The sequence below is a fragment of the Brucella sp. NBRC 12953 genome (assembly GCF_040369775.1).
Lineage (GTDB): Bacteria > Pseudomonadota > Alphaproteobacteria > Rhizobiales > Rhizobiaceae > Brucella > Brucella pseudogrignonensis.
Genome location: NZ_BAABSV010000007.1, coordinates 39,714 through 65,536, shown reverse-complemented (window position 1 = coordinate 65,536; position 25,823 = coordinate 39,714). Strand labels below are relative to the sequence as shown.

Sequence of the window (25,823 nt, the reverse complement as noted above, 5' to 3'; positions counted from 1 at the left end):
CGGTGACCGACGAAGATCTCGAACGAATGACCCGCACGGCCAAGGAAGATTGAGCGCTTGCGAACAAGCTTTGATGGAGACATCCTTTCAAAAGAAGGGTCTGACGATGATTGAGAAAGCGCCGCATCCGCCCTGGGGAGCCTATCTGATATGCGGTTGCTTTCTACTGATCTCTGCAATGGTGGCCTTCGTCTTTGGCTACTGGCTCAGAGAGTGGTCGCAGTCTGGCGCAAGGTTGCCCCTGGCTGAGAGTATGCGGTGCTATCTTCTCATTTCGGTGTCTGACTGCGTTGCCTCCATTGCTGCGCATGGCGGTACTGCACCCCAGCGAATGCTTCACTATCAGCTGCTGATCGCCATGCCGATGCTCTGCTTGCTTGGGCTTGTCGGTTTTGCAATCTGGTACCATGCCCTGCGCTTGCCATCCTATATCATCGTGAGCGGCCTCAGCGTCGGACGGATGCGTGACCTGCTCCGGGCAGCACATTCTGAGCAGAGAAAAAGTCGCTATCCAAAGATTTCCGGACTGCATATGTTCAATGGATGGACGCTTTCTCTGGCGCGCGAAACCCGTCATTTTAACATCATTGGGGCGATTGGCGGTGGTAAGACCATCTTGATGACCCGGCTTATCCACGCAGCGATAGCGCGCAACGATAAGGTTCTGATCTTTGATCAAAAGGGTGACTATACACGAATTGTTCCGCCCAATCTGGTTGAGGGGAAAAGGCATCACCCTATTTTGCTGGCGCCGCAGGATTGTCGTTCAGCGGTCTGGAACATCGCGGCCGATCTGAAGGTTGCTCAGGAAGCCATTGAGCTCGCCAATCGCCTTGTCATTGAATCAACCAATCGCTTTTTTTCTGATAGTGCGCGAGCCATCCTGTCTGTTTGTATCATCAAGCTGATGGCCACCAGACCCAAGCAATGGACGTGGGCCGAACTGTTGCAAGAAACCCGACAGGACAACGACAGTCTGTTAGCGACGGCTCTCAAATACAGTCGCGGAACAAATCTGTTTCTGGAGGCTGATTTCCGCCAGATGATGTCGACGCGCGGTACGCTTGAAGCCCAGATGGGCATGCTGAATATGTTGGCCTGTGCATGGCCAAGCTATGAGGGGCGTCAATTGTTCTCGATCCGCGACTGGTTGCGCGACAAGACGCGTTTCGGAACAGTGATCATTCGGCATGACGGGCAGTTTTCGGCCTTATCCGATGCCTGGATTGCAGCGCTCTATGCCATCGCGATCAACACCGTCACGGACAGCAAATCACTCGCTGACAATGACTTGCGGCGGATCTGGTTTTTCCTCGATGAATGGGCGCAGCTGCCACATATTCACCAGTTTCAGACATTTATCACCATGGGGCGATCGAAAGGCGTGTGCGTTGTGCTCGGCCTGCAGGATGCGGCGCAAGTATCGCAGAAATATGGCCAGGATGCCTTGAAAACGCTGATGGCCAGTGTCGGGACCACACTGATTGTTCAGGTCAATCATGGCGAGACGGCACTGACCCTTGAGCGCTATTTTGGAAAAACCAGCTATGTTATGTGGAAGCGAAAACCATTTGGGTTGCAGGGCAATCAGCAATGGGTGGAGGAGCGACATGAAGAAGCGCCATTCAAATCGACTGAGTTCAGTACATTGCTGGGTACCGACAGCAAGGGTGTGCGCTGTCTGGTCTGCGGGCTGGGTCATCATCTTTACAAGGTCTGCGTAGCGCATGATAAGCGCTTCACCGCGCCCTATAGAGAGGCTAGTGCTCCGGCCCTCTGGACGGTGCAGTTCAAGATCGAAGGCACGCTCGATAACGATCAGGACATCGCAGCCTATATTGCCAAGCTGCGCGAAAAACAGAGCAAATCCAGGCAGGATTGAGAAACCCCTTCTGCCGGGCAAGGCATGCCCCGCGGCTTGGTTAGCTGTTCTCCTTGCCCCGTTGGAACGGGGCAAGGAGGTTCGTGTGTTACGCCCAAGCGATGACGGCATAGAGGGTTTCGTCGTCCTGGCCTGGATAACGTCCAAGATTGGCGTTAAACCGACCCAGCCCCGTACAGACACTGAGCGTGAAATAATCATTGCCTTCGCAGTTCTGCCTGGTCCAGATTCCGCCGATGTCAATGCGGCGCATGCGTGGTGTCAGGCCATAGAGGCGGAAGGTGGGCGCCTTTGGGTTGCTGCTCAACAGCGGCTCTCCGGTAACGTCTATGTCAAAGGACAGTGTGGCGATATTGCCGGTGATGCGGTTGTTGTCAGGGTTGATCTGGATGAAGTTAACGAGATCGTACATTGCCTTTACTCCTTTTTGGCGTTGTCGACGGACACCAAAGGAGCCGGCCGCAAGCCACGCTGCACCCAGAGCCGAAGCGGGAGCGAAGGACTGTGAGAGCGGGAGATTTTGTTGCGCGAGGAATGCGGTTAACGCAGGGGAAAATCTCCCGCTCTCACAGTTGCAGCTGGGCCGGACGGATCTAGTGTCCATTCCATCGACAACTTTGCCAACAAGAGTAAACGGCAGGGGATGCTGCGTTTCAACAGTCAGCAAGATTCTGCTCTCTGCAAGCTTGCAGCAGGCAATACCGGCGACACGCGCGCACATCGATTGCCGACTTTTCGTGCTGCGCAATATCGAAGCGTCATTCTGCCACGCCAGCATGACCCAGGACTGTCAATGCTGGCGGCAGAGATCGGCAGGCCTCCTGCGAGGCTATGGCTTTCAGCCGCCTTTGCAGCGGGCGCTGCGGTGCAAATTGCCGATGGACGCTTTCATGCGGCAATCCCGACAAAAACCAAGCTTCGTCTCTGACAATTGCAGGATACGCCAGCCTGGTCGCTTCCACGCTAGCTGTCGGCTGGATAAGGTGTTCTTGCGGCAAGCAGAATGCCAATTGCAAAGAACAGCACCAGCACCGACATACCCGTTGCGGCTGAATGGGTGATCGCGGTCACTGTTGCCACGAGGAAGGGGCCGACAAAGCTCGTTGCCCGCCCTGCCAAGGCATAGATACCGAAATAGCGGCCTGCTTCTTCAGGCCTGATGCTACGGGCAAACCATGACCGGGAGGATGCCTGCACAGGGCCGAAGGCAGCACCCAATATGATGCCGTAAATCAGAAAAGCATGTTCCGCAGAGGAAGCAAACAGACCTTGAGCCGGCGCATAATCAAGCGGCATGATGCCGAACATCAGATAATCGCGTTCGGTCGAGACTATCCCAAAAGAGGAGAAAATCAGCAACATCAGCGAGATCATGACAAGTGTCTTGGAGCCAAAACGGTGATCCAGGCGGCTGGCAACAAGGCAGCTGAAGATCGCCATGACATTGATGATCATGCCGAAAAGCCCGATCTCGGTGATCGACCATCGAAACAGCGAGGCTGCGTAGCCTGCGCCCAAAGCAACAAGCGCGGTGACGCCATCCTGATAGACCATCCGCGCGATGAGAAATCGTGCGATCCCGGGGCGTTTACGAACCTCGCTTAATGTTGCTTTGAGCTCAGACAAACCTTTGCCCAGCGCCTGTCGCAAGGGCTTTCCGCGCGCCTGATCAGGCGTAAAAAGAAACATCGGCAGAATAAATATCAGATACCAGAGCGCGGAGATCGGCCCGGTTATACGGGCATCCTCCCCTTGCACAGGATCAAGCCCGAACAAGGGTTTCATACCGATAATCGTTTTGCCGGTTAAAGGTGAAGCCGCGAGGCAGAAGACCACAAAGATCAAAACGATCATACCACCGAGATAACCAAGGCCCCAGGCCAGATTGGAAACGCGGCCAATCTCTTCGCGCGGCACCAGGCGCGGCATCATTGAATCGTTGAAGACGATGGAAAACTCTGCCGAAACCATTGCAATGCTGAAGGCAAGCAGAACCCAGAACAGGTTTGCGCCAGGCACTGCAAACCAGAGCGTCATCAGACTGACGATCTTTAGTACGGCAAAGAACCCGATCCACGGCTTGCGAGACCCTGTCTGATCGGCAATCGAACCGAGAATAGGAGAAAGAATTGCGATAGCGAAGCCTGCGGCAGCAAAACCGTAACCCCAGGCAATCTGCCCGGCTTCAGCGGTCTCAGCCATGCGCGAAATGAAGTAAGGACCAAAGATGAACGTGATCACAACTGTAAAAAACGGCTGAGCCGCCCAGTCGAAGAATATCCAGCCCCATACGCCGGGTCGCGCGACATAGCCTGTCGCGCTTAAAGATTGATTGCTCAACGAATGCTCCTCGCCCCGGTGTTAAAAAGCTATTCGGTATGAATTGCAGCGATTCTATACTGTATAGTCTCTGTGAAAAGTAAAACAAACGCAATCAAAAGCAGTTCAATCAATGTCTTTCTGATCCGCTTTCAGGTAAAATTCGCAAAGTTAAGGCAAATGACGTGTGGCGTGGGTAATCCGGAGCTGTGAGATGCAGATGCAGGGAAGGTTTAGGTCCGTTCATCGCTGGTCAGGTCTTTGTGGGTTCCAGCTTCGGCTGGTGCTGAAAATTCCTGGTGTTTGTTTTCAAACTTGCACCTACCGCTTCCAAAATGGATTTGATTTCACCAATAAATACAAGTCACTGGCGGCATAATGCGGCCTTTGGAGAATGTCTGAGGCATTTTGGGAGTGATAGAACAAATTTCCGGCTCAAATTGCAGTATCGAACTCTGACACACGCCACGCCTGTTGCGATATGGGGTAACCCAAAGCTGCGGCGGTCTTCTTCAATCATCCGGGAAATGCGGAAATTGAAACCCCGAAGAGCTGTATCGGTCAGACGATGACCTATTCAGGGACTATTTATGATGAGAACCACCAGTTCGACGGTTTCATTCTTGTTCTGGTGAATGAGCATTATCTTTATAAGTTCTTAAAGCGATTTGAAGAACAACCGGATATGGTGTTGGGTCTTGTTGATCGCGACGGTATTATTCGCGCATCCAATTACGGCTTCGCGATTGGTCGCAATCTGAAGAATTATATTGAGAAGGAACTCCGTATCGGCCAAGGCGTCCAGATCCGCGGCTCTGAAATGGTCGATCACCGCCTGATCATTGCCTATTATAAATCGTCAGCTGCGCCGCTCTGGGCCAATGCTGGATTTCCGGGCGCACCATTTCAGAGAGATTGGCTGCTGACAACAGCGATTGTTATGTCTGCTTTGCTTGCTCTGTTCACGCTCCTTGTGGCCTACGGCATACTTCTCAAGAAGTATCTCAGCAGTCAGACAGTACGTGGTTCAAAGGCATCAGAGAACCATAGTGGAAAACTTTGTCTTCCACTCTTCCTTCTGCGAAAGCAACGGCGTTTGCTGGAAGGGGGAGAGAGAACGGGAGTTTACGCGTAATTACAGCCGCCTGTGTGGTCCCCGTCAAGAGGCGATAGTCAATTGGGCGATTCCAAAAGTTTCAAGCAGCAAACTCAGAATTTTAGGGATTCATTAGAACAGAGGGGCGGCGGTCGACAATTCTTTTGAGCAAGAGTCAAGTGTTTGCCCCTATCGGATTTGTCGCCTTGAATGAATTCGAGCTGGCATCTGTAATTTTGTTCATAGTGGCTTGCCTGCTCAACGCTTCAGTACAACCATTAATCTATATGTATTCGTCCAACTTCAATGGCCATTCCTGTGCGCCATGAAAGAACACGGAGGATACGAACAGCCGATTGTGTTACAGCATTAGCCGAGATGTATGGGGTACCGTTTATCACCAAGTCTCGCGTCCCCGCACTTCTGCCAGCACGACTACTCACCGGATAATCAATTAAGCTACGAACAGCTGCCGCGATCCGCGTTCGTCGACCATGATTGCAGATGGGGAATTATCCCCTCGATAAAGGTGAAGATAGCGTCCCGATCTGCTAACGCAAACGCGGCTCAAGCGAGCTTTACGGCAAACGCTCCACTCCTTTAAGGCGCGCTGGCGCTCGCCGTTTTCGAAATGCGTAGTGACTTTATCATCCGGGACGTCCGTGTCGGTCAGCGCTTCAAGAACCTTGCTGCGAAACCACGCATCGTGCGCTTTGCTGCCTGATATAAGTTCTAGCGGTAATGCCCCCTCGTTCGCCGTCCGGGTGAGCAAGATACGAATTACGGCCGACACCGTAAAACCATACTTTCAAGCACCGCGGAGGCACGATCTCGAACTTCGGCATCAATGGCGTTTTCAAATGCAATGAGAAGTATTTGCCGGGCAAAGCTTGGGAGTGAAGCAGACCACCGAAATTTGGTCTTGGCCATTGGACACCTATCAACCCAGCTATGAAAGATCCTCAGGCAGCCCTGCTCGCGCTATTTCTATCGTTCTAAGGCTGGATCCATTGGTTGCAGGAATGGCGCAGTCAGCAAAGGGCCACGCAAAAGTCGAATGATCGCGATGACGAAAAAGCCATCGTTTTCTACATTACCAATAAGCCACGGATGCTGCGGAATGAATTTATGCCATGTTCCGCTACAGTCAGGCAGTGCATTACTCGATGCTCCTTGACTGATTGGAGTTTCAGACCTAGCAAAAAGGCAGGAGATTGTAGAGTGACCAGCATACGACAGCGAAGAATACTGCCTTCAGGAAATAGATATTGCTGCTCTCATTCAACGTCGGAATATCATAATCCATAACAGACAATATCAGAAACACCACAGCACCGAATGATGCCAGGATGCCGACCAGGAATAGCGAAGAGCCGCCATAGTAATAAACCCGATCGATGAAACTATCTGTATTGCACGATTCCCAGGGTCGGCTCATATATATATTAAACATATTTCTATTCCTTATAAATATAAAATTGCTATATATATGAAGTATCAATCCTGTCTCACTCAAAAATAATTGATATTGAATTGTATATGATAGTCGATTAGCTTTGATAGTTATTATTTATATACGTATTTTCCTAATATTTAAAACGTAACGTGATTTCTTTGTTTCGATTTTAACGGTGTGCGAGGAGACAATCGTAGATAACCTTAATTTTGTTTTTGGTGACGACGAGCCGCAATGAACCCTGGACCTAGGCGATCATCGAGCAAACCACCCCAGAGCTTGCCTTGATGAAAATTGCTGCTTTGGCGATTATCTGGCTTCCCAACCAACTGAGCACTGTTCCACTGCGTGTTTTTGCCTTTTATCGTTGTGCGCCATCCAGGTCATCCAACCGCTTGCGCAGAAAGCGGCGATTGGAGCCTCTTGGATAATGGGGCAGCGTGGCAAATAATTCCCATCCGTTCTTGCGGTAGAAATCAGGTGCCTGGAAGTCAAAGGTTTCGAGCCATATACCGACGCAGCCTTTGGAACGTGCGCTATCTTCCGCCTGAACAAGCAATTGCGAACCCAACCCATTACCGCGAAGAGCCTCTGGTACATAAAGAACTTCGACATACATCCAGTCGAAAAGTATTTCCGTCCAAATTCCGCCAAGTGTGACATTGCTCAGGCTGTCTTTGATGCGAATGATCTCACGTTCAATTTTGGCTTCGCCTTGATTTCGTGTGTTCTCTGCGATGAGAAGTTGCAACAGCTGCTGCCGAATAGTGCCATCGTCGTCGTTGGCTCGTTCGAATTCTATGCTCAAAACTCTCATCCCGCATTATAAGAGGATCATGTCAGCGATCGTGACAATTCGGCTTGCAAGCAGCAGCGACGAGCGATGCCAAACTGCCCACAGCAACGATGGGGAACAGCCACCGTCACCTGCGTTAAGAACGGTTGCCACCCGGCAAAGTGGTCAGCAAACTTTTCCCGGCTGTGCTGCTTGCGCTCCTGCTCTTGTCTGCCGGAGGATACGGTTCTTGCCAAGGAGCGTCCATCGCAATTTCTATTCTACATGTAATGAGGGGTGTTTCCTGCAAACATAATCTTAGTCTGACGGACTACCAGTCCGGTATCGTTCGATATTAGCAGCCCCTGGGTGAGGTATTCTGCGCGCGCGAAACTGGCGGTGAAAGTTGAGATCACGAGCGTCAGCAGGAGGGCGTCTCTAGCGTTGCGCGTGGTCATCGAAATCCTCATCGTCATAGACGCGCGGACCATCATCCTTCGCGAAAAGCACGCATGCCCCGCACGATCCGCGTGGATCATAAGCGAACCCTTTGGCAGCGAGTGCGCGTGTCATCCGAAGGATCCCGTCCAGACCATATAAATGGTCGTGCAGTTCGAGAAAGATACGTTCGACGCCAGCCAGTTGCGCATTTTCGAGCAGATCGCGTTCGGCGCCTTCAATATCCATCACCACAACATTGACCTTGTGCGTGGCAATGAATTCATCAATATCGGCTGAGACGATTTGCAATATTGTATTGAAGGGTCCTTGATTGATATCGGTGGAGGACATCCACAAGTCCCCGCGCACGTAAAAATCGAACGTCTGAACGCCACCTGCAGAGAGAATGCCTTGCTGCAACACGATATTGCTGCGGTGATTTTCGTCGATGACGCGCTTTGCAAGGGCGCAGGTGTGAGGATTGGCCTCAAACGCCCAGAGCTTGACCCCCTCAATCGATGCGATGAGGGTGGAGATGATCCCCAGCCCGGCACCAAGTTCAAGCACGCGGTCATGCGGCCGAACGGCCTTGAATACCCATTTTGCCTCTTTTGCCTCATAGGATCCATGGCTCAAGGACTGCCAGATGACATGGGATACTTCCTGCGGCGTGATGGGAACTTTGACACCATGAACTGTCAACACCGTCATTGGTCATATTCCTTTTGGCAGCTGATTAAGTTTGATGAGCTTTTTGCGTGCCTGCTTGTAATATTTCTCGACGGTTCCCGCATCGATGGCCAAACGCTCCGCCATTTCGCTATAAACCTGCTTTTTCTTAACCCCTGCCGATCGACCAAGCAGGCTGTTGATGATGTCCTGCTCTCGTGCCGTTAGCTGCGAGCAGTGGAAGTCCGGCGTTGTCATCACTGCCTTGGACAGCCGGAGACAGAATGCATCTGCCACCGTGTCAACCTCCCGCAGGATGCGAGCAAGCGTCCCTTTATAAAGTCCGGTTTTTGCCAGGTAGAAGGCGGCGCCAAGCGCTCTGCATGCGTCGGCCTCACATGCACTATCCGAGCCTGTGACAATGATGTGGATTGCATGGGGCGAACCTTCTATAAGTTGCTTAACAACAGCGAGGCGAGCTTCAACGGATGTTGGATCAAAGCCGGGAAGCCCCGGATCGATAACCAGAAGATCGAAATGCTGACAGGCAAGCAGGTCGCAGGCCAATTCGAAGGTTTGCGCGCCAAGCGCGCAGCCATCCCCGCGATTGGCTTCGAGTTCCGCCATCAAAGCCATGCGCATGAGATCCTGGTCCTCAACGACAAGTGCTCGATACAAGAAATCTCCTATAAATTGCTAGGTAAAAAGTATAGGCGATAAAAATGCGAGAAAAAGGGATGATGTAACCCCTGCAAATTCCAGTAATTCCAACTATAAATAATAGGAACACAACAAAGCACGATTGATGAAGTCAATATCATCGATCGAATGAAATTTGGCAAGGAGTTTTTATTATCACAGAACGATGATGTACGAGTTCAAGAGAAAAATCTGAGCAAGACAACATGCGGGAGAATAAGTAGCGGGTATTTTCTCGCGGATCAATTTTGACGCTGCATGTTCACGTCAGAAATCGTGTTGTTTTGAGTTTGCCGGCGCTTGAACGTCGGCAAGTCGCACCGGCTTAGCCGGTGCCAGGCGAGCCGTCGGTGGTGGCAGCGACGGCTCGCTACTTCCCAAGTCAGCTATTTTAAGGGTCGGGTTGGGCAAACACATCCGAGGCCGCTTGGGCGTGGCTTCTTTGCGATGGCTGGTCGGAACAACGTGAGTTCGCCGGACAATCGTGCTGGAAAGGACAGCAATGCCGAACGGAACGATAGTCTTGCCACCGGGGGGCCCGTTGCGGCAAGCCGCTTATTTCTAGGGACCAATAAAGAGAGGTTTGAACTTATCAAACCAGTGGCTTATCCCTCCAAAGGAAGAACGTATGGAACACGCAACTTCCTGCGGCGATGTAAAAACTGATAGGGAGCCGCGACATCTCTCTATCAGGGGCCTTGGTCGGTTGACTCCAAACGAAAAGACCAAGGTCTCCTTTATGCCGGTCCATCCCCGTCATGATGGCCAGCATTGGTCCCGGTGTCGTCCGTGCACCGGGACCAGCTTTTCCAAATATGCTAATAGGTTCCCTCGCAGTTGTGATTGGCAGAATGGCGGCGAAATGGATAATGGCCGCAACGCTTGGCGTTCCCCGCACTTGCTTCAAGCGCCGCACTCTGGATGGTCGAAGGCGCCTTCTGTTGTTCAGAGTGCTTCTTTTGCGGGTGTTCCGGAATGGTGCATGAGGCGACCTTCATAGCTGATCATGGTATTAAGCGCGTGCGCATGGATCCGCAATTTGGGAGTCGACACTTCGACTGGGTGTCAATGACCAAAAGCAGATCGGCACGCTCGGACCGCATAGCGGAAAAGCTGAGAGAGGCGAAGTGCAGAGCGCGCACGCCCCCGTGCGCAGCGCCAAACTCAGCAGAATTCATCCCGTTCTTGCGGATTGTTTGCTGGGCAAAGATTTGAGGATTGTGGATGTGGCGCCTGCCCGCACAGCGCTTGCTATTGGGGATTACTTACCCGGATTGCCTCGGCGATTGTGCCAATCTTTTTATCGCTTCGCGCAGTGGACGTTGTCCGTCACCATAATCGTCCCAGGCGGTGGTCTTTTCCAGCAGCGCTGGAACGGTGCGGATTGTGAAGCGCTTGGGGTCAAGACCGCTCTTAACCTGTGTCCAGGTGAGCGGCATTGATACGGTCGCGCCGTCTCGCATGCGCGGTGAGAGGGGAGCGACCGCCGTTGCCATGCGATCATTGCGGAGATAGTCGAGGAATATGCGACCTGTGCGCTGGCTTTTTGCCATCTTTATCAGGTAGCGTTGTGGATGATCCTCGGCCATGAGCCGGCAAACCTCGTGGGCGAAGCCCTTGGCCTCCACCCAGGTCGGTTTTTTGCCCTTTCCGCCGCCGAGCGGGGTGACCACATGCAGACCCTTCCCGCCGGTGGTTTTGCAAAAGCTGATCAGGCCGAGATCGTGAAGGCGATCGCGCATTTCACGGGCCGCGTCGATAACGCTCGAAAAAGCGACATCCGGTCCGGGGTCGAGATCGAAGACCAGGCGACCGGGAATTTCCGGCTCATGCGGCGCACAATTCCACGGATGCAGTTCGACGCCGCCCATTTGTGCAATCGCCGCGAGACCTTCGACGCGATCCACCACCAGATAGGGCTTTTTATCACCAGACACATGCAGCAACTCGATCAGGTTCGAGGTGCCGGGCAGGGCATGACGCTGGAAGAATTGCTCGCCTTGCAAGCCATCGGGTGCGCGGACCACCGAACAAGGCCGGCCCTTGATGTGATTGATGAGCCACGGTCCCACCGCTTCATAATAGCTGGCGAGATCCAGCTTGGTTACCGGCCGTTCATCGCCTGCATCCGGCCACAGGGCCTTATCAGGGTTGGAAATCAGCACACCCATGACACTGGGCTTTCGGCCCGCCTGCGCGGTCAGGCTCTGATTCGGACTGGCTTTGCCGTCATCGGGGAGACCGACTTTTTCCGGCGATGCAGGTCTTTCAGCGATCACATCTTTCGCAGGCTTGTCCTCGCGTAACCCTTTGAATGCAGCCTGACGGACAAGTCCGTCTGTTGTCCAGCCCGCGAACTCGATCTCGGCAACCAGCTGCGGTTTGAGCCATATGATGTCGGCACCGCCTTTGGGGGCACCGAGACCCGTAAAGGGCGATTTTTTGCTCTCAAGGGTCCGCAGTTTCGGCAGAATCTGCGCAACGAGTTTTGCGCTATAGCCGGTGCCAACCCGACCGACATAAACGAAATGCTTGCCGCGATTGACGCCCACGAGCAAAGAGCGGAACCTTCCGTTGCTTGTCGCATAAGCACCAATGACCACCTCATGCCCTGCACGACATTTGGACTTCACCCAGCTGTCGGAACGACCGGAGACATAGCACGCATCCGCTTGTTTTGACACAATACCTTCGAGCGAAAGACGACAGGCCGAGCGCAGCACCGCATCACCACCGGTTTTAAAATGCGCGACATAGCGGATGAGCGGATCCTGGTCGGCCCCCGCCAGAAGTTGATCAAGACGCTGCTTACGGTCGCTGAGCGGAATTTGCCGCAAGTCCTCACTGCCTTTGAAAAGCAGATCGAACGCAAAGAATACCAAAGCATCGGTCTTACCCTCGGACAAGGCCGCTTGCAGGGCTGCAAAATCGGGTGCTCCACTTTCGTCCAGCGCGCAGATTTCTCCATCGATGATGCCACTGGGGAGCCGGGCAGCGCTTTCGGCGATGGCCGGGAATTTCTGCGTCCAGTCCAAGCCTTTTCGAGTTCTTAACGTCACCTTGCCATCGTCGACGCGCATCTGGATCCGGTAGCCATCAAATTTGATTTCGTGGATCCAGTTGCTCCCTGCGGGTGGTCGGTTACGCGTTTCGCATAATTGGGGTGGGATGAAGGTCGGCATGGTTGCCTGCTTGGACCTGGTGGATGCTGGCATTCTCTTTCTTTGAGCGGATGTCTCTCGTTGTTGGGCGGCAAGGCCCTGACGACTGTCCCACACCGCATCTGCCGCAACATGCTCGCTTTTGGCCATGAAGGGCCGCGGCTTTCTGCCTTTCCCTGCGGCGATCGTCTCCATGGATCGGCCGGAGGCAACGGAGCTGGCATTATCGTCCAAAACGGCAGCACCATCGCCTGATACGGAAAACTGGTCGTGATGCTTGATCAACAGCCAGTTTGTGCGTTTGGAGCCGGTGCGGTCCTTCTTCATGCGCACCAGCACGAAACTGCCGTGGAGACGTTGGCCCTGAAGCGTGAATTTCAGTTCCCCTTTGGCAAGCGCCTCACGCGCATTTAATTTATCATCGGGCGTCCAGTAGCCGCGGTCCCAGAGCATCACCGTGCCACCACCATATTGACCCTTTGGAATTGTGCCTTCGAAATCCCCATAATCGAGCGGATGGTCTTCAACCTCGACCGCCAGGCGCTTGTCGTCCGGATCGAGCGAGGGTCCTTTGGTGACGGCCCAGGATTTAAAAACGCCATCCAGTTCGAGGCGCAGATCGTAGTGCAGCCGTGTCGCCGCATGTTTCTGAATGACGAAGCGTTGCTTACCAGAACTTTTCATCCTGGCCGCGCCTGTTGGCTCCCCGGTTTTTTGAAAGTCGCGTTTTTGTTTATAGGTTGCCAGTTTATCACGAGCCATGACTGTCCTCATTACGCTGTTCGCGCCGTATCAAGGTTGGCAGCAGTGACGCGATCCGGAAAGGACCATTGGGACGCGGCTCCCTTCACCGGTCGCAGCAAGAAACTGAAACAACTTCCATTGACCGCAATCCTGGTCGACACAGCGCCTCATCTCACACAACAACCGCGAAGGCCGGCATTTGTTCCTGGATCAAAAGCGGTCATCAAGGCGGCGCTCTCCCCATCCGGTGCCTTTGATCCTGGTTTCCAAAGGCGCAGGGTCGCCAAGCGCCCGCCTTAGCGTCTGGAACGGCGGCTGTTGGTTTTGAAACGATACTCAAAGCCGTAATCCACCGCAATCCGGGCATGATAGCCGCTTTGCGCAGGTCGTAAAGGACCGGCAAGAGCCGAGCGAGCCGCGCGCATTGCGCTTGAAGGGCGATATTGGAAGACCCGCATGGCGACGAAAGCCAGCACGGCAACAAGCAGCACCAGCAATGTCCACCACCGGATATGAAACAGAAACAACGGCAGCACGAAAACAAAATGCGCGTCGAGCAGGAAGAAAGAGGGATTGCGCATGGTTTCGCGCCACGCAATGGGTTGGCCATAAAGATCGCCGTTGCTGTTCATGGCATAGTCGCAGCTTGCGATCGGGGTGCGGATTGAGATCGCGGCACAGTCTCAAGAAACAGCACACCGATCAAGCTGCCGGCTTCAAGCTTGACAAGCGGCCCCTTCGGCGCAAACGCCTCGATATCCCGTGCCATTCGCTGACCCACTTTGCCTGCACCGGCATAAAGCCCCTGTTGCAACTGTGGTTGATCCTGTGTCTCGATGGCATAGCGCGGGCCGAACAACACGCGACTGCCGCTGTTGGAAAGGGTTGATCCCAGACCCTCGATGAAGGAGGCCGCAATCAGCGGCGCATAACGCAGGAAATAGCGGTGTTCGATATCCGTCTTAACGCCGAGTGATGCTGTTGATGCATCGACGGCATAGGCGGAGACGGGTGTTTGGGTTCCATCTGCAAAGACCAGGCGCTCAAATTCGACCACCAATGCGTTGTTTGTCGCGTTCTCTTTGAAACCTCCGATCAGTCGCGCCTTGTATAAAGGACCTTGTTTGATAATCTCCGCAATCACTGGGCCGGCGGTATCGGAATCGGTGCTGTTGATGGCCCGCGCAAAACTCAGCTGGCCGGCATTGATATAGGTTTGCCCCGCCATGAAGGGGTGTTGGACGTCGCCGACGGATTGATCACTATTGCGCTGTTGTCGGCGGCGCGCAGGAGATTGATACAGATCCTGATTGAGGATGATAATGTTGGCGGATCCGTTTGATTGCCAGCCTTTCTGATAGAGGGAGGCCTTTGTCGCGATCAGGCTCGCCAGTTGATGGATCCGTGCAGAATCAGCGGGGGCTGGTCTTGCGACGGCGACGGTCTGAGACTGATTTTGTGGTTCTTTGTCCCGGGCGGGATCATTTGGGGGCGCGACCGGTTTGCGCAAAACCGGTTGCGGTTCGGGTTGTTCATCAACATCGCGCAGCGCTTCATCAGGCGTGGCAACGAAGCTCTCGCCTTGCCTGGCTGCTGCTTTTGCATCGCGCTGGTTGACGATATCGAGACTGTGCTTATAGCGCGGGCTTTCGACCAGCTGGGGTCCGGCCGGGGTACTATCCAGGCCGGGCGGGCGGGAGATATGCGAGGTCTGAAGTTGCGCGTTGTGCCACGATTTGAACAATGTGAGGCTGATAGCGCCGATGACTGCGACGCTGCAGACAACACAAAGTACCCAGCGATTCCGGCTTTGTCGTCGGCGCTTGATCACCATCGCCTCAAGACCGAGCCCCTCTGGTTGCGCGGATTGGTGACCCTCTTCAGGCTCCGGATTCTGCTCGGTCAATTTTCCACCCTCACTTTGGTGATCTGACCGCCGCGCGATATCAACACGACAGGCGTCTTGTGGATGCGGTAGGCATGGATGTCGCCCGGACCGCTGAGCACCGCGAACCAGGGTGGCGAAATCAGGGTATGCGGCGTGCGAATATAGTAGTCGCCGCCATAGTCCCAGATGTCGATATCCGGATCGGTGCTGCGCAGCTTGACTGCACCCTTTGGCAGGGCTGAACCTTCAACAAAGGCCATCATGACGCCGTTGCTGGCTGCCGCTTGCACCGAGACAGTCGTCGGGTTGCGGATAGCGTTGGGTCCATAGGCTTCAATTGTGATATCCCGTCGTTCCAAGACGATTGCCTGCGATGTCTGCAGATGAAAGACGATTGGCCGACTTTCCTCGACCAGCGAAACGATCAGATTTGAACTGCCATGTGCCTGCAGCGCACTGATGGCCAGCTTGTTTGACCCTTCCTGCAAGGCATAGACCTGAAACATGTCAGCGCGCCCGACCACAAAGGAGGCGACCGGCCACGCCTGCCCGGTGCGATCATAGAAGCTGATGACCGATGCCATGTCAGGCGCGGTGGCAATGCGTGAAACCGCCTTTTCTGGGCTTAATGACAGGCGGATCGCGTCGCTGATCAACTGTGGTTGTTTGCCTGAGGGTGGTTCGGAAGCGGCCTTCTGGCTTTCATCAAGGCGCTTGCGGAAATCACGGATCATCTGGGGTGGCATGGGCATCAGCGATTGCAGTGCGGCGCCATAGGCGGTGATTTCTTCCGGCGACAGCGGGCGGTCCAGTTCTTCGAGTGAATGCAGCAACCGGTTTGTGCCGCCAATGGGTGGCGGGGGTTCCTGCGCGGATGTCGGGCTGCGCGCGTCATCTGCGCTGATCTGCCCGAAGCGGGCCGCATCTGGTTTTCTCTCACGTTGCGGTGGCGTGTCGGCAGCCTCAGGCGGCTCTTGCGGTGGCAAAGTCGCCAAGGGGACGGCTCTGTCTGTCTGTGAGAATGCGGGTATCAGCATGCTTGCTGAGAGCAAAAATGTGGGCAGGAAAAGCACTCTCATGATCATGCTCCGGGGGCTGCATTGAAGTTGAAGACGGCGATGCCCCTTGGATATTGATGGGTGGGCATGCGTTGAAGGGTCAGTGTGACCATGAAGTTCTGTCCGGCAATCTGGCTTGCCGACTGATAGGTGACACGCAACGGCAATTGCACGATCCATTGATAGGATCCGGCGCGATCGAGCCCCTCGCGCAGGATCACAGCGCGCTGGGCGATAGCGGTGGTGTTGAGCCGCTGCTTTTTGACCAGATCGATCTGCCCGCTGCGGTTCAAGGCGTCGACAAAAGAATTCCAGCCTTCGGGGATCGCAAAATAGGGTTTCATATCCTCAAATTCCGCACGATAATTGGAGAAGGAATAGGTCAGGGCCCGGGTTGCGGCCTCAGTGGCAAAATTCGCCACCGCAGCAGGACTCAGTGCAGGCTGTTCGAGCGGCACGAGGCGGGTAAGGCTGCCGTCACTATTGGTGGCGAAATAGACTGGGGAAGGACGGCTTACGGCCAGCACCACGGTGGCTGCAACGCTGACGACGGCGATCGCGGTCACAGCCAGGGCAATCATGCTCATCCGGTAATAGGCGAACCGATAGGCCTCCGCGCGCAGCAGCACCGATTCAATTCTGCCGTAATCACTGTTCAATCCGATCCCCCTTCACGATCTTTATCGCCGCGCAGAATGGCTTGGATCTGACTGTCATCGATCTGGCCATAAAAGACCTGATCACCCGCATCGGATCTGTATAGATAGAAGGGCACCCCCTTCAGTCCGTTGCTGCGGAACCATTGAAGGTTGCGTGCCAAAGCATTGATCACTGTCTTCTCCATTTGATCATGCGGCAGGATGACGGTTTGTCTGAAACGATCAGGTGGCCCGGCTGCGTGCCGGATGAAGGCGTCGCCCGGATTTTGCTCCTGCACGAAACTGGCCGTAAGCTCGAAGGAAAGCCGCGAGAGAATCGGGGTCGGGACCAGCCGCAATTCGATATCGCCGCGCTCAAGATAGGGTTTGAGAATAAGCAGCGATCTGGAACAGTATGAACACAGCGGATCGGCAAACATGTAGAGCACTGGCGCGTTGGGTCGAAAGCGGTTGGCTTCGATCCACATCAGGTAGTGATCAGCCTGGCTGCGCAATTGGGCGAGCGTTTTGAAAACCGGAACGGCTGCATCATCCGCATCAGCGCGGACCACCGCTTGCGCTGTGGTGGTTTGAGCCATAGGGGGCGGGCCGTCGTTTCGCGCAGGAGGATCGCTTCCGCGTCCCGCATCCAGCGCTTGGACGTCTTTGAGACCGGCTTCAGAGCGGTATTGCTGGAGCTGTTGCGGGCTCACCACAGCCGCCACGATGTCCTGCCCGTCGGGGCCGAAAATACTCCCGCGGATCAGCAGGCCGTTCGGCGTGGTGAACACAATCATGGCTTTCTCATCGTCAGCTATTGTCACCCAGACGTCGATGCCCTCCAAGGTGAACAGGCGTTTTGACCACCTACCATCGGCGTGCAACAGCTTTTGTGCATAGGGCGACAATGGATTGCCCGCGCTGCGGCAGCCGGCCTGCTGGGCCAAGCAAGCGCTGGCGCCAAAAATAGAAAATAGCAAGTAATTAGCAAATACCAATTTATTGTTCATTTTATTCTACAGCTATAAGTAAATAGCAAACAGGTTTAGAATGTAGCGATGGTGAGATATAGTACACAGCAAATAACAAACGGCACTATTCAAATATATTCTGGCAATTTTTTATAGGTGGTGAGGCGAAAATGGCAATAGTTTGGGAGCAACGGGATAGGGAAGCTGGCTTTGTAAGGCAGATGCTTATGTCGATACTGGTCTCGGGGATTGTCTCGGTGGCCTGCAATGTCTTTGTGCCGCGTCCGCACATTGTTGCGCAACGCCCCGCGAATCCGCGTGAACTGGGTGTCCCAAAAGGCGTGCTGGACAGCCTTGAAGTTCGGCTGCGCAAGACCACGCTTGCGACCGCAGCACTTCACCGGGACTTTGCGGTGCTGACGGCAGAGAACGGGATTCTCAACCGGGTGATTGCGCATATGCAGGCGATCCGCGAAGAAAATGCGCTCTTGTCGCAGTCCTTGCTCGCCCTGCAAGCAACCCCGCGGGCCTTTGCTCCCGGCGCAGGAGCCACGTCAGCACCGGAGCATCAAGCGGCTCAGACGCGCACCCGCCCGCGACATGGGAGCGCTGCGGAATTGACGATTGTGACGGCGGCAAAGCCGTCCGAGCCCGATCAGAGTGAGAGCCAGAATATCCGCTCGAGCGCCGATGGTGGCGCCAAAGCCGCGATCAAGCCGGCTGTGCAGGGAGGATGATCGATGCAGGGACTGGTTTCACTCATGGATCGACTGGCCGCGCTGATGCCGCCTTTGCAGTCGCTCGTGGTCGCGATCGTCTATTGTGTCGGTCTTGTTTGTGCGATCAGCGCGCTGCGCGGTTTTGCAGCGGTCAATGATCCGCGCCTGGCACCGCATGGGTGGTCGCAAGCGGGATGGCAGGGGCCGATATTTCTCCTCATCCTCGCCATCGCATTCGCTTCGCTTTCAAGCGTGATTTCTGCCGGCCTGTTGACGCTGTTCGGCATGGGGCAGACCTATGCAGCCAGCGAAGTTTTTGCCTATGCGCCGCAGCTGCTCAAGCCTGCACAAAGCGAAATGGGGCGCCGTGTCGTGGTTTCGATCGTCAGGATTATCCAGTTTATCGGACTCCTCGCCTTCATCCGCGGCCTTTACGTCGCAAACCTGTCGGCTCTCTTTCCCTATCGACGGCTGCTGTCGAAAGGTCTGACGCATCTGTTCGGAGGCATTTGCGCCATGAATATGCCGGCGTTTCTTCAACTCATTCAAACCGTACTTCTCGGAGAATAGGACAGGGCGATGAACAAGAATGCACAAAGCGCAAAGCTCTCATTTGTTGTCTTTGCGCTGATCTGGCCGGTATCCGCTTTTGCGCAGCAGAGCCAGGGCGGCATTGGTGAAATTGCCACCAATCTGCGGCGGGATTCGATCGGCCCGATTGCGGATCTGATTGGCGCGCTCGCTTTCCTCTGCGGTGTCCTGGCGGCTATTTTCGGTCTGTGGACGCTGTTTCAAAACCGGCGCAATCCGCATGATCCCCATAACAGTGTCGGCAGAGCCATCATGTCGTTTGTGGTGGCCGCCGGCTTGATCGGCATTCCCAGTTATCTCGGGGTAGGGGTAGCGACCTTTTTTGGTTCGGGAGCGGAAACGGCCTCCGTCGACGGCACGTTACGATCGATCAAATGAGCGCTCTCCTCCGCAGCATTCTCGATAGTCTGGCGAGTTTTCTCGGCGGATCCCTGTTGCGCAAAAATCTTGTCCATTATTGTCGTATTGTGACGGCACAGGACGATGCTGTGCTGATTGGCGATGATGGTTCGCTGCTCAGCCTGTTCCGTCTTGATGGCTGCCGGGCGATCAAAGGAACCGGCGAGCTGTCCGACGCCATGATGCGGTTGCGTCTGGCGCTGGCTTCGCAATTCTCCCAGGGTGGATTTACGCTGCAATTCTGGTTTGGCCACCTGCCGGAAGTGGCCCGCGATGAATTGCAGGCGACGTTGAGCGGGATCGCTGCGCTGGCGCGCGATGCTGAACTCGATGTTGCTGATCTGCTTGACGAGCGTCTGGCCCGGCTGCCCGCAAAGCTCAGCGGCGAGCGGGCCTATATTGCACTTTGGTCGCGGCCAACCATGTTAACGCGCGAGGAAGCGAGCCTATCTGCAAAAATCAGGCGCAATGAGGATATGACATTGCCGTCTTCCCTTAAGTCCCAATTTCCGGTGCGGGCTTTGCAGGCGCTGCTGACCCGTCACAAGGCGCTGGTCCAGTCTCTGCTGGTGGAGACCGGGCGTTGCGATTTCGACCTGGAACTGCTCGGCGTCCGCACAGCGCTTGCCGAGATCAAGGGCATCTTGAATCCAGAGTTCTTATCGGCTGCCAACAATTGGCAGGCTGTGCTGCCCGGTGATCATTTGCGGGCCAGGATGCCGCGTACCGCCCAACAGTGTCTGGGCAATGACGTCAGCCATCTGTTGTGGCCCCCGCTTTCGGCGCAACTGATGTCCGAAGCTGGAAGCCTCAGAAGCGATCGGGTGTTTGAATTCGGCAGTAAGATCTTTTGTGGCTTTGATATTGTTCTTGGCCCAGAACAGATTGTCGCTTTCAATGACCTCATCGCGCGGGTGCGCGATCAGCATCGCCGGATGTCCTGGCGGGTTTCCATGCTGCTGGACAGTGGTGGCTTCCAGGGTCAGATGTTCAAGGAGCACTACGTCAACCTTCTCAGTTTCACCAGTCGGATTACCAATGGCCGGATCCGGCGAGCCTTTGAGGCTGCACGCCAAAGACATGGCGACGGTGAAACGGTCATACGCTGGCGGGCGTGTTTTGCTGTCTGGAGTGATCCTGGCGATGAACGGCAGTTACTTTGTGATGTGGCGAACCTGCGTCAGACCGTTCATGGCTGGGGCAATTGTCAGACTGACATGCAGGTCGGAGATCCGGTCGAATGTGTTCTCGCCTCGGCCTTGGCATTGTCCCCCAGTTCCACGGCACCAGCGGCCTCGGCCTATCTGACCGAAGCCTTCGCCTTGGCACCATTTGCCCGGCCCTCGAGCCCCTGGCGCCGCGGCGCCATCCGCTTTCGCACCCATGACGGCAAGGCATGGGCCTATCAGCCGGGATCCTCGCTGCAATTGGGGTGGGTCGATATCATTGTCGGTCAGCCAGGCAGCGGCAAGTCCACATTGTCGAATGTCATGAATCTCGCAATTGCGCTTTCACCGCAGATGGGCCGCTCGGACAGCCATGCCGGATTGCTTCCCCGCATTTCCATCATCGATATCGGTCCTTCCAGCGAGGGATTTATCAGTCTGCTCAAGGAGGCATTGCCACCCAAACGCCGCCATGAGGTGATGCATCTGCGCCTGCAGAACCAGCAAAGCCATGCCGTCAATCCGTTCGATCTGCAACTGGGCATGCGCTGGCCATTTCCCTATGAACTTGAATATCTCACCAATCTGATTTGTCTATGTTGCACGGGCGATGACCGGAGCGCGCCTTATGACGGAATTTCCACGCTGGCGCGCGCCACCATTCTGGAGGCCTATGATTATTTTTCCGACGCGATGAACCCGAAGCGCTATACGCGCAGCGACAGTCAGGTTGTCGACAGAACGCTAAAGGATCTGGGCTTTACCACCGATAGGGCGACGAGCTGGTATGAGGTTGTCGATTATTTATTCGAGAACGGAAAATACCATGAAGCAACCCTGGCGCAACGCTTTGCTGTGCCGGTATTGGCGGATCTGATTAATATGTCCAATCGCGAAACGGTCAAGGAACCCTTTCGCGACATGCATGTGGAGTCGACCGGCGAGACGGTGGTTGTGGCCTTTCAGCGAATGGTGACGGCTGCCTGTCGTGATTTTCCACTTCTTGCCGGCACAACGCGATTTAGTGTTGCGGATGCGCGGATTGCAGCCTTTGATCTTGAGGCGGTGACGGTGCAGTCGGGCGCGCATGCGCAGCGCCAATCGGCGGTCATGTACATGCTGGCGCGCCATACATTGACGACCGATTTTTGGCTTCATGCGGATGATTTGAAAGATGAGCGGATACCGCAAGCAGTGCGGGCCTATCATCTGGGCCGCGTCAGTGACAATGCGCAGATGCACAAGCGCCTGGCTTACGATGAATATCATCGCACAGGTGGCTTGCAGCATTTTCGCAAGCAGAACGAAAATGATGCCCGCATTGGTCGAAAGACCGGCGTGCAGCAGGTTTACGCTTCGCAATTGATCGAGGATTTCGATCCGCAAATCCAGGCTCTGGCGAATAATTTCTTCTTCTGCAATGTCCCCACCGAGAACGCCATGCGGGCGCTGGCTGAGACCTATCATCTGACAGATGCCGTCACCGATGCGCTCCGCCTGTTGCATGGTCCTGTGCCCGGTCAGGGTGCGCCCTTTGTGGCGGTGATGAAACTGAAATCCGGGCGCTATATCCAGTCGCTGATCAACGATATCGGCCCGATCGAAACCTGGGCACTTTCCACCACCCAGGATGACAGTGCGCTGCGTGCGCTTCTCTATGCGGCCCTTGGACCCAAAATAGCCCGGCAAATCCTGGCCAGACGTTTCCCTGACGGCACTGCAACGCCGCTTTTCGAAGCGCGCAAAGCCGAGATGGAGGCCTGCGGCATGGCGATTGATCATCGGGTCTGTGACAACATCATCAGGAGCGTTGCCGACGAAATCATCAGGGGTTTTCGCGATGTCTAGATCGGTGATGCTTTGCGCTGCATTGTTGTGCGCGATGGAAGTGACGACAACCGCAAGGCCCGGCGATGATCGGATCGGCGACGACAGGATTGTCGGCGAGGTGCGGCATCCGTTGCGGCTTGAACTTGAGGGAGCTGTGCCGTTTGACGGAAGTGATCCCCAGGCAACAGCGGTGGCGCGTCAAATGTATGGCGGCATGTTTCGCTGGGTCGAGGCCAGCAGGATTTGGCTTAAAGCGCCGGATGACGGTTTCGAGCAAATGGCAGTTCAGCTGTCAAAAGACCGCAACTGCGATCAGAATTGCCTTTATGCCGTATTGTTTCATGACGACCGAAACTGGCTTGAATTGTGGCGTGGTCGCGCAAGCGCTTTGCATTTGGGACCGATCGGCCCGGAGGGGCTGCGTGGCATTCATGATGGTGTGCGGCTTTGGAGCTGGGTGGGCGGAGCCTACAGGCCGGGGCTGCGCGAATATCGCTTTGATTACCGAGCAATGAAGCCGCAGGAAAGAACCAGCATCGAGACGGCCTTGGCAGAAATGTCTGCTGCCGGTGACGCGGAGACCAGATATGCGGTCCTCGATTTTCCGGTCAATGACGGCGTCGGGGCAATCGTATCCGTCACCAGTCTGACTTATTGCGGTCAACTGGTTTGTCCGGTGTTCGTGCTTGATAAGACTGCGCAAATCGTCGGGCGATTTCAGTCGATCGAAGGTCAGAGCGGTGCGGCGCTCGAACGCGATGCAAGCGGCAATCCGATGATTGAAACACTCGCTGTCAACGGCCTTGTTGTATACCGGATCGGCGACACAATGCCGGTTTTCACGATCAGCGCGCAAAGGCCAATTATTGCCGGGAGGGAACGGCAATGAAGCGCGCGCTTCCAGGCAAATTGGCACTTGTCATGCTCTGTCTCGTCATCAGTGCAAGGCTCGGACGATCGAGCTACAATGATGCGGTGGCACGCTTTGAGGGCGGAGACTCCTATTCGGTCATGAATCAAAACGGCTCCTCGGCTCTGGGCAAGTATCAGATCACGGCTGGAACCTGGGAAGGGCTTGGCTATCTCAGCTATCAAGGACGTGGTAGCCAATCGGATTATGCGAACTATTCTTTTACCGACAAGGCAAGGGCTGCCGGTGTTGGCTCGGTGAGCGACCTGCGCTATTCTCCGGCTGGTGCCGCTCTGCAGGATCGCGCCAATGGCGAGCTGGCTACCCGCAACTGGTCCGCGATGAGTGATAGGGCGCGCAGCCTGGTTGGACAGCGGGTGGATGGTCTCGTGATCACAGAGGACGGGATGTTACAGGCCGCGCATTTCCTGGGCGTGGAGGGTTTCAACACCTGGGTTGCAAGTGGCTTTGACGCTGGTTCCTTGCCACGCGAATATCTGGCAGCCAACGGGTTTCATTCCAGCGCGCAATTGCAGGCCTATCTGATGAAGCGGATGTCGGTTGGCGCGGGCAATAGCGCCTTGGCTGAGGCGCGCGGGGCGAGCCCCTACACCCAAACCAGCAGCTTTCCAGGCATCGGGAATCTACGGCGGGTGCTGATTGAAGAACGTCCGCCATTTCAGGGAGAGAAAGGAACGTTGTGATGCGTCGCCTGCTCGTCTGTCTGCTGCTTGCTGCCAATTTGATGCCGGTCAAACTGCATGCTTATGATGACCTGTTTGCAAATTCGGGGGACGGCTGTCTGCCGGTTGCCAGAAACGAACTGATGCAGGCGATCCGCAATGGTATTGAGGGCGAAGTCAAGCGGCGCGAGCAGGCGCTGAAAATGCCGGTGCCGCTTGCCGGTCTGAGCTGTCTTGACCGTTTGATGGATATCAATCTCGACACGGCTATTCGCCTGCCGAGTTTGCGTGGTTTGTTCAATAGTGCTGTTTCGGATGCGCAGAACCAGCTGTGCCGGATGGCGGAAAATGAGATCGGCAAGCTGACCGAGCCACTGAAGAATATTTTTCCCACACCGCGCCTCAACGCCCTCAAACTTGACAGTCGCGGGACAGATGGTGGCCCTGACATTGATTACAGCACGCCTGCAGGCGGGATCAGTCATTATGGTCGGGATGATCCTGACACCGGACCGCGCGAGGACGCTCAGAGCATTCTCGATGAACTTTACCGCAAGCTTTATGGGGGTGGAAAATGACAGGGCTGCTCCGTCGTTTGGCAATTCTTGTCGTCGTGGTCGCGCTTGCGGCGTCTCCTGCCAGGGCCGCATGCGACTGCAGCCGGGTTCGCAACATCGTCCAGCAGGGCGTCGAGACCGTCAACGGCCACACATCTGAGGTCGGCGGGGCGATCGCGAAGACGATCCTGGATGGGGTAGCGCAGTTGAGTGGTTACTCATTGCGCGCCACCGAAGCACAAAAGCGCGTCATGGAAGCCGCGCAAGTCAATGCGGTGAGCCGGGAGAAGCAGATCGCGCGCGGGCTTGCAGAAAGTGGGCGCTATGATCCAGCAGTCTCTGCATGCCTGGACCTTTCGGGCATCTTCAGTCTTGGTCAGAGCGGTCGCGGCGCCGGTCTGAGCGGCAAGGATGTCACCAATGCGTCCCGCAACTGGTCCTATGGCAATGAGGATATCGGCAAGCCTGTCGTACAAGGCGGCTTGGCGGTGGCGAACGCGATTATCACCGATCGCGACCGGTTCAAAGGGGCGGGCGGATTTGCCGATCCCACCTCTGATGTGCGGTTGCTCACGGATGCGATGACGCTTGATACCTCGAAAAAGGACATAGCTGGAGCCCATATTCGGCTGGTGAACAATATCGTCGATCCGATACCAGCCAAGCCGATCACCTTGCTGGAAGCACGGACGCCGGCTGGACGCGCGCAAGTTGCTGCACGCCAGGTCGATGCAAGCCGTCGCTCGACTGCCCATGCAATTATCAGCTATCTCGGCGATCTGGTGACGCCAACCGGCAGCGACGCGCTGGTCCGCTGGGCGAGGAAGGCCACGCCGCAGGGTTACCCTTACGCGATCGGTGAACAGATATCGCAACTCCAGGCGATCGATATTTTTGTCCGTTCCCGCTTTGCAAATGCAAAATGGCATCAGCAAATGGCGCAGATGTCACCGAATGCGGTGCAACGTGAACAGTTGCTCGCAACCGTGCTCACCCAGCAGATTGAGTGGATGCGATTTGATCTTGAACGGCGCAACGCGGCTGCTATCGCTGCGATCCTTTCAACCTTGCTCGATACACGCGACATGGGGACGACAAGCATTCCCCTTGCGCCTGCCAGTGGTCGCTGAGAGATTTCCGTCATTTCTTGATCGGGAGGATGATGATGCGG

22 protein-coding genes and 1 pseudogene are annotated in these 25,823 nt (G+C 55.2%); 11 read left to right on the top strand and 12 right to left on the bottom strand.

Annotated features, from left to right (window positions below):
* The first annotated feature begins 106 nt into the window (after positions 1–106).
* Entirely contained in the window at positions 107–1,882 is a 1,776-nt protein-coding gene (locus tag ABWV94_RS17125; protein WP_353414629.1) for a type IV secretion system DNA-binding domain-containing protein, read from the top strand.
* Between the two features lie 88 nt (positions 1,883–1,970).
* Here ABWV94_RS17125 and ABWV94_RS17120 read toward each other — a convergent pair whose 3' ends face one another.
* Positions 1,971–2,294 (bottom strand): DUF736 family protein, encoded by a 324-nt coding sequence (locus ABWV94_RS17120; protein ID WP_353414627.1) that lies wholly within the window; start codon positions 2,292–2,294, stop codon positions 1,971–1,973.
* A gap of 231 nt (positions 2,295–2,525) precedes the next feature.
* Here ABWV94_RS17120 and ABWV94_RS17115 point away from each other — a divergent pair, with 231 nt between their 5' ends.
* The gene (locus tag ABWV94_RS17115; protein ID WP_353414625.1) at positions 2,526–2,810 is read left to right on the top strand and encodes a hypothetical protein; all 285 of its coding nucleotides are present in this window, start codon (positions 2,526–2,528) and stop codon (positions 2,808–2,810) included.
* A 35-nt stretch (positions 2,811–2,845) separates the two neighbouring features.
* Here ABWV94_RS17115 and ABWV94_RS17110 read toward each other — a convergent pair whose 3' ends face one another.
* Complete coding sequence (locus ABWV94_RS17110) at positions 2,846–4,222, bottom strand: MFS transporter (protein ID WP_353414623.1); 1,377 nt, start codon at positions 4,220–4,222, stop codon at positions 2,846–2,848.
* A gap of 547 nt (positions 4,223–4,769) precedes the next feature.
* On the opposite strand from ABWV94_RS17110, the gene ABWV94_RS17105 reads away from it, so the two are divergent.
* Entirely contained in the window at positions 4,770–5,336 is a 567-nt protein-coding gene (locus ABWV94_RS17105; protein WP_113496661.1) for a cache domain-containing protein, read from the top strand.
* 539 nt (positions 5,337–5,875) lie between these two features.
* Here the strand turns inward: ABWV94_RS17105 and ABWV94_RS17095 are convergent.
* From ABWV94_RS17095 to ABWV94_RS17050, 10 genes and pseudogenes are all read right to left on the bottom strand, one after another.
* Positions 5,876–6,173, bottom strand: a pseudogene (locus ABWV94_RS17095) (type II toxin-antitoxin system RelB/DinJ family antitoxin).
* A 941-nt stretch (positions 6,174–7,114) separates the two neighbouring features.
* A complete protein-coding gene (locus ABWV94_RS17090; RefSeq protein WP_353414620.1) occupies positions 7,115–7,561 on the bottom strand; it encodes a GNAT family N-acetyltransferase in 447 nt (148 codons plus the stop codon).
* A gap of 405 nt (positions 7,562–7,966) precedes the next feature.
* Complete coding sequence (locus ABWV94_RS17085; RefSeq protein ID WP_353414618.1) at positions 7,967–8,680, bottom strand: FkbM family methyltransferase; 714 nt, start codon at positions 8,678–8,680, stop codon at positions 7,967–7,969.
* 3 nt (positions 8,681–8,683) lie between these two features.
* Positions 8,684–9,316 (bottom strand): response regulator transcription factor, encoded by a 633-nt coding sequence (locus ABWV94_RS17080; protein WP_353414616.1) that lies wholly within the window; start codon positions 9,314–9,316, stop codon positions 8,684–8,686.
* 1,286 nt (positions 9,317–10,602) lie between these two features.
* Positions 10,603–13,260, bottom strand: coding sequence for a DNA ligase D (ligD, locus tag ABWV94_RS17075; protein WP_353414614.1), 2,658 nt, complete (start codon positions 13,258–13,260; stop codon positions 10,603–10,605).
* Positions 13,261–13,538: 278 nt separating this feature from the next.
* Entirely contained in the window at positions 13,539–13,874 is a 336-nt protein-coding gene (gene icmT, locus ABWV94_RS17070) for an IcmT/TraK family protein (RefSeq protein WP_353414612.1), read from the bottom strand.
* Positions 13,871–15,148 carry a DotG/IcmE/VirB10 family type IV secretion system protein gene (locus ABWV94_RS17065; protein ID WP_353414610.1) on the bottom strand — a complete coding sequence of 426 codons (1,278 nt, stop codon included), beginning with the start codon at positions 15,146–15,148 and terminating at the stop codon, positions 13,871–13,873. The genes icmT and ABWV94_RS17065 overlap by 4 nt, the downstream gene beginning before the upstream one ends.
* Positions 15,145–16,209: a DotH/IcmK family type IV secretion protein gene (locus tag ABWV94_RS17060; RefSeq protein ID WP_353414608.1), complete on the bottom strand. Its 1,065-nt coding sequence runs from the start codon at positions 16,207–16,209 to the stop codon at positions 15,145–15,147. The genes ABWV94_RS17065 and ABWV94_RS17060 overlap by 4 nt, the downstream gene beginning before the upstream one ends.
* A gap of 2 nt (positions 16,210–16,211) precedes the next feature.
* Positions 16,212–16,847 carry a type IVB secretion system apparatus protein IcmL/DotI gene (locus tag ABWV94_RS17055; RefSeq protein ID WP_353414606.1) on the bottom strand — a complete coding sequence of 212 codons (636 nt, stop codon included), beginning with the start codon at positions 16,845–16,847 and terminating at the stop codon, positions 16,212–16,214.
* Complete coding sequence (locus tag ABWV94_RS17050; protein ID WP_353414604.1) at positions 16,844–17,836, bottom strand: hypothetical protein; 993 nt, start codon at positions 17,834–17,836, stop codon at positions 16,844–16,846. Before ABWV94_RS17050 ends, ABWV94_RS17055 begins: the two co-directional genes overlap by 4 nt.
* A gap of 188 nt (positions 17,837–18,024) precedes the next feature.
* Between ABWV94_RS17050 and ABWV94_RS17045 the strand changes: the two genes are divergently transcribed.
* The 8 genes from ABWV94_RS17045 to ABWV94_RS17010 are packed head-to-tail and all read left to right on the top strand — an operon-like array spanning position 18,025 to position 25,782.
* On the top strand, positions 18,025–18,534 hold the full coding sequence (locus ABWV94_RS17045; RefSeq protein WP_353414602.1) for a hypothetical protein: 510 nt from the start codon (positions 18,025–18,027) through the stop codon (positions 18,532–18,534).
* Positions 18,535–18,537: 3 nt separating this feature from the next.
* Positions 18,538–19,086, top strand: coding sequence for a hypothetical protein (locus ABWV94_RS17040; protein WP_353414600.1), 549 nt, complete (start codon positions 18,538–18,540; stop codon positions 19,084–19,086).
* A gap of 9 nt (positions 19,087–19,095) precedes the next feature.
* Entirely contained in the window at positions 19,096–19,485 is a 390-nt protein-coding gene (locus ABWV94_RS17035) for a hypothetical protein (RefSeq protein ID WP_353414598.1), read from the top strand.
* Positions 19,482–22,520 carry a putative type IV secretion/conjugal transfer ATPase gene (locus ABWV94_RS17030; RefSeq protein ID WP_353414596.1) on the top strand — a complete coding sequence of 1,013 codons (3,039 nt, stop codon included), beginning with the start codon at positions 19,482–19,484 and terminating at the stop codon, positions 22,518–22,520. The genes ABWV94_RS17035 and ABWV94_RS17030 overlap by 4 nt, the downstream gene beginning before the upstream one ends.
* Positions 22,513–23,391: a hypothetical protein gene (locus ABWV94_RS17025; protein ID WP_353414594.1), complete on the top strand. Its 879-nt coding sequence runs from the start codon at positions 22,513–22,515 to the stop codon at positions 23,389–23,391. The genes ABWV94_RS17030 and ABWV94_RS17025 overlap by 8 nt, the downstream gene beginning before the upstream one ends.
* Positions 23,388–24,116: a hypothetical protein gene (locus ABWV94_RS17020; protein ID WP_353414592.1), complete on the top strand. Its 729-nt coding sequence runs from the start codon at positions 23,388–23,390 to the stop codon at positions 24,114–24,116. Before ABWV94_RS17025 ends, ABWV94_RS17020 begins: the two co-directional genes overlap by 4 nt.
* Complete coding sequence (locus ABWV94_RS17015; RefSeq protein ID WP_113496644.1) at positions 24,116–24,673, top strand: hypothetical protein; 558 nt, start codon at positions 24,116–24,118, stop codon at positions 24,671–24,673. Before ABWV94_RS17020 ends, ABWV94_RS17015 begins: the two co-directional genes overlap by 1 nt.
* Positions 24,670–25,782: a conjugal transfer protein TraW family protein gene (locus ABWV94_RS17010; RefSeq protein ID WP_353414587.1), complete on the top strand. Its 1,113-nt coding sequence runs from the start codon at positions 24,670–24,672 to the stop codon at positions 25,780–25,782. Before ABWV94_RS17015 ends, ABWV94_RS17010 begins: the two co-directional genes overlap by 4 nt.
* The last annotated feature ends 41 nt before the right edge of the window (positions 25,783–25,823 follow it).

Excerpts from the sequence above, each read along its gene's own strand:
- icmT (WP_353414612.1), bottom strand. The coding sequence starts at position 13,874 with ATGAACAGCAACGGCGATCTTTATGGCCAACCCATTGCGTGGCGCGAA.
- ABWV94_RS17120 (WP_353414627.1), bottom strand. The coding sequence starts at position 2,294 with ATGTACGATCTCGTTAACTTCATCCAGATCAACCCTGACAACAACCGC.
- ABWV94_RS17045 (WP_353414602.1), top strand. The coding sequence starts at position 18,025 with ATGTCGATACTGGTCTCGGGGATTGTCTCGGTGGCCTGCAATGTCTTT.
- ABWV94_RS17085 (WP_353414618.1), bottom strand. The coding sequence starts at position 8,680 with ATGACGGTGTTGACAGTTCATGGTGTCAAAGTTCCCATCACGCCGCAG.
- ABWV94_RS17010 (WP_353414587.1), top strand. The coding sequence starts at position 24,670 with ATGACAGGGCTGCTCCGTCGTTTGGCAATTCTTGTCGTCGTGGTCGCG.
- ABWV94_RS17125 (WP_353414629.1), top strand. The coding sequence starts at position 107 with ATGATTGAGAAAGCGCCGCATCCGCCCTGGGGAGCCTATCTGATATGC.
- ABWV94_RS17105 (WP_113496661.1), top strand. The coding sequence starts at position 4,770 with ATGACCTATTCAGGGACTATTTATGATGAGAACCACCAGTTCGACGGT.
- ABWV94_RS17030 (WP_353414596.1), top strand. The coding sequence starts at position 19,482 with ATGAGCGCTCTCCTCCGCAGCATTCTCGATAGTCTGGCGAGTTTTCTC.
- ligD (WP_353414614.1), bottom strand. The coding sequence starts at position 13,260 with ATGGCTCGTGATAAACTGGCAACCTATAAACAAAAACGCGACTTTCAA.
- ABWV94_RS17015 (WP_113496644.1), top strand. The coding sequence starts at position 24,116 with ATGCGTCGCCTGCTCGTCTGTCTGCTGCTTGCTGCCAATTTGATGCCG.
- ABWV94_RS17050 (WP_353414604.1), bottom strand. The coding sequence starts at position 17,836 with ATGAACAATAAATTGGTATTTGCTAATTACTTGCTATTTTCTATTTTT.
- ABWV94_RS17020 (WP_353414592.1), top strand. The coding sequence starts at position 23,388 with ATGAAGCGCGCGCTTCCAGGCAAATTGGCACTTGTCATGCTCTGTCTC.
- ABWV94_RS17040 (WP_353414600.1), top strand. The coding sequence starts at position 18,538 with ATGCAGGGACTGGTTTCACTCATGGATCGACTGGCCGCGCTGATGCCG.
- ABWV94_RS17035 (WP_353414598.1), top strand. The coding sequence starts at position 19,096 with ATGAACAAGAATGCACAAAGCGCAAAGCTCTCATTTGTTGTCTTTGCG.
- ABWV94_RS17060 (WP_353414608.1), bottom strand. The coding sequence starts at position 16,209 with ATGAGAGTGCTTTTCCTGCCCACATTTTTGCTCTCAGCAAGCATGCTG.
- ABWV94_RS17115 (WP_353414625.1), top strand. The coding sequence starts at position 2,526 with ATGCTGCGTTTCAACAGTCAGCAAGATTCTGCTCTCTGCAAGCTTGCA.
- ABWV94_RS17025 (WP_353414594.1), top strand. The coding sequence starts at position 22,513 with ATGTCTAGATCGGTGATGCTTTGCGCTGCATTGTTGTGCGCGATGGAA.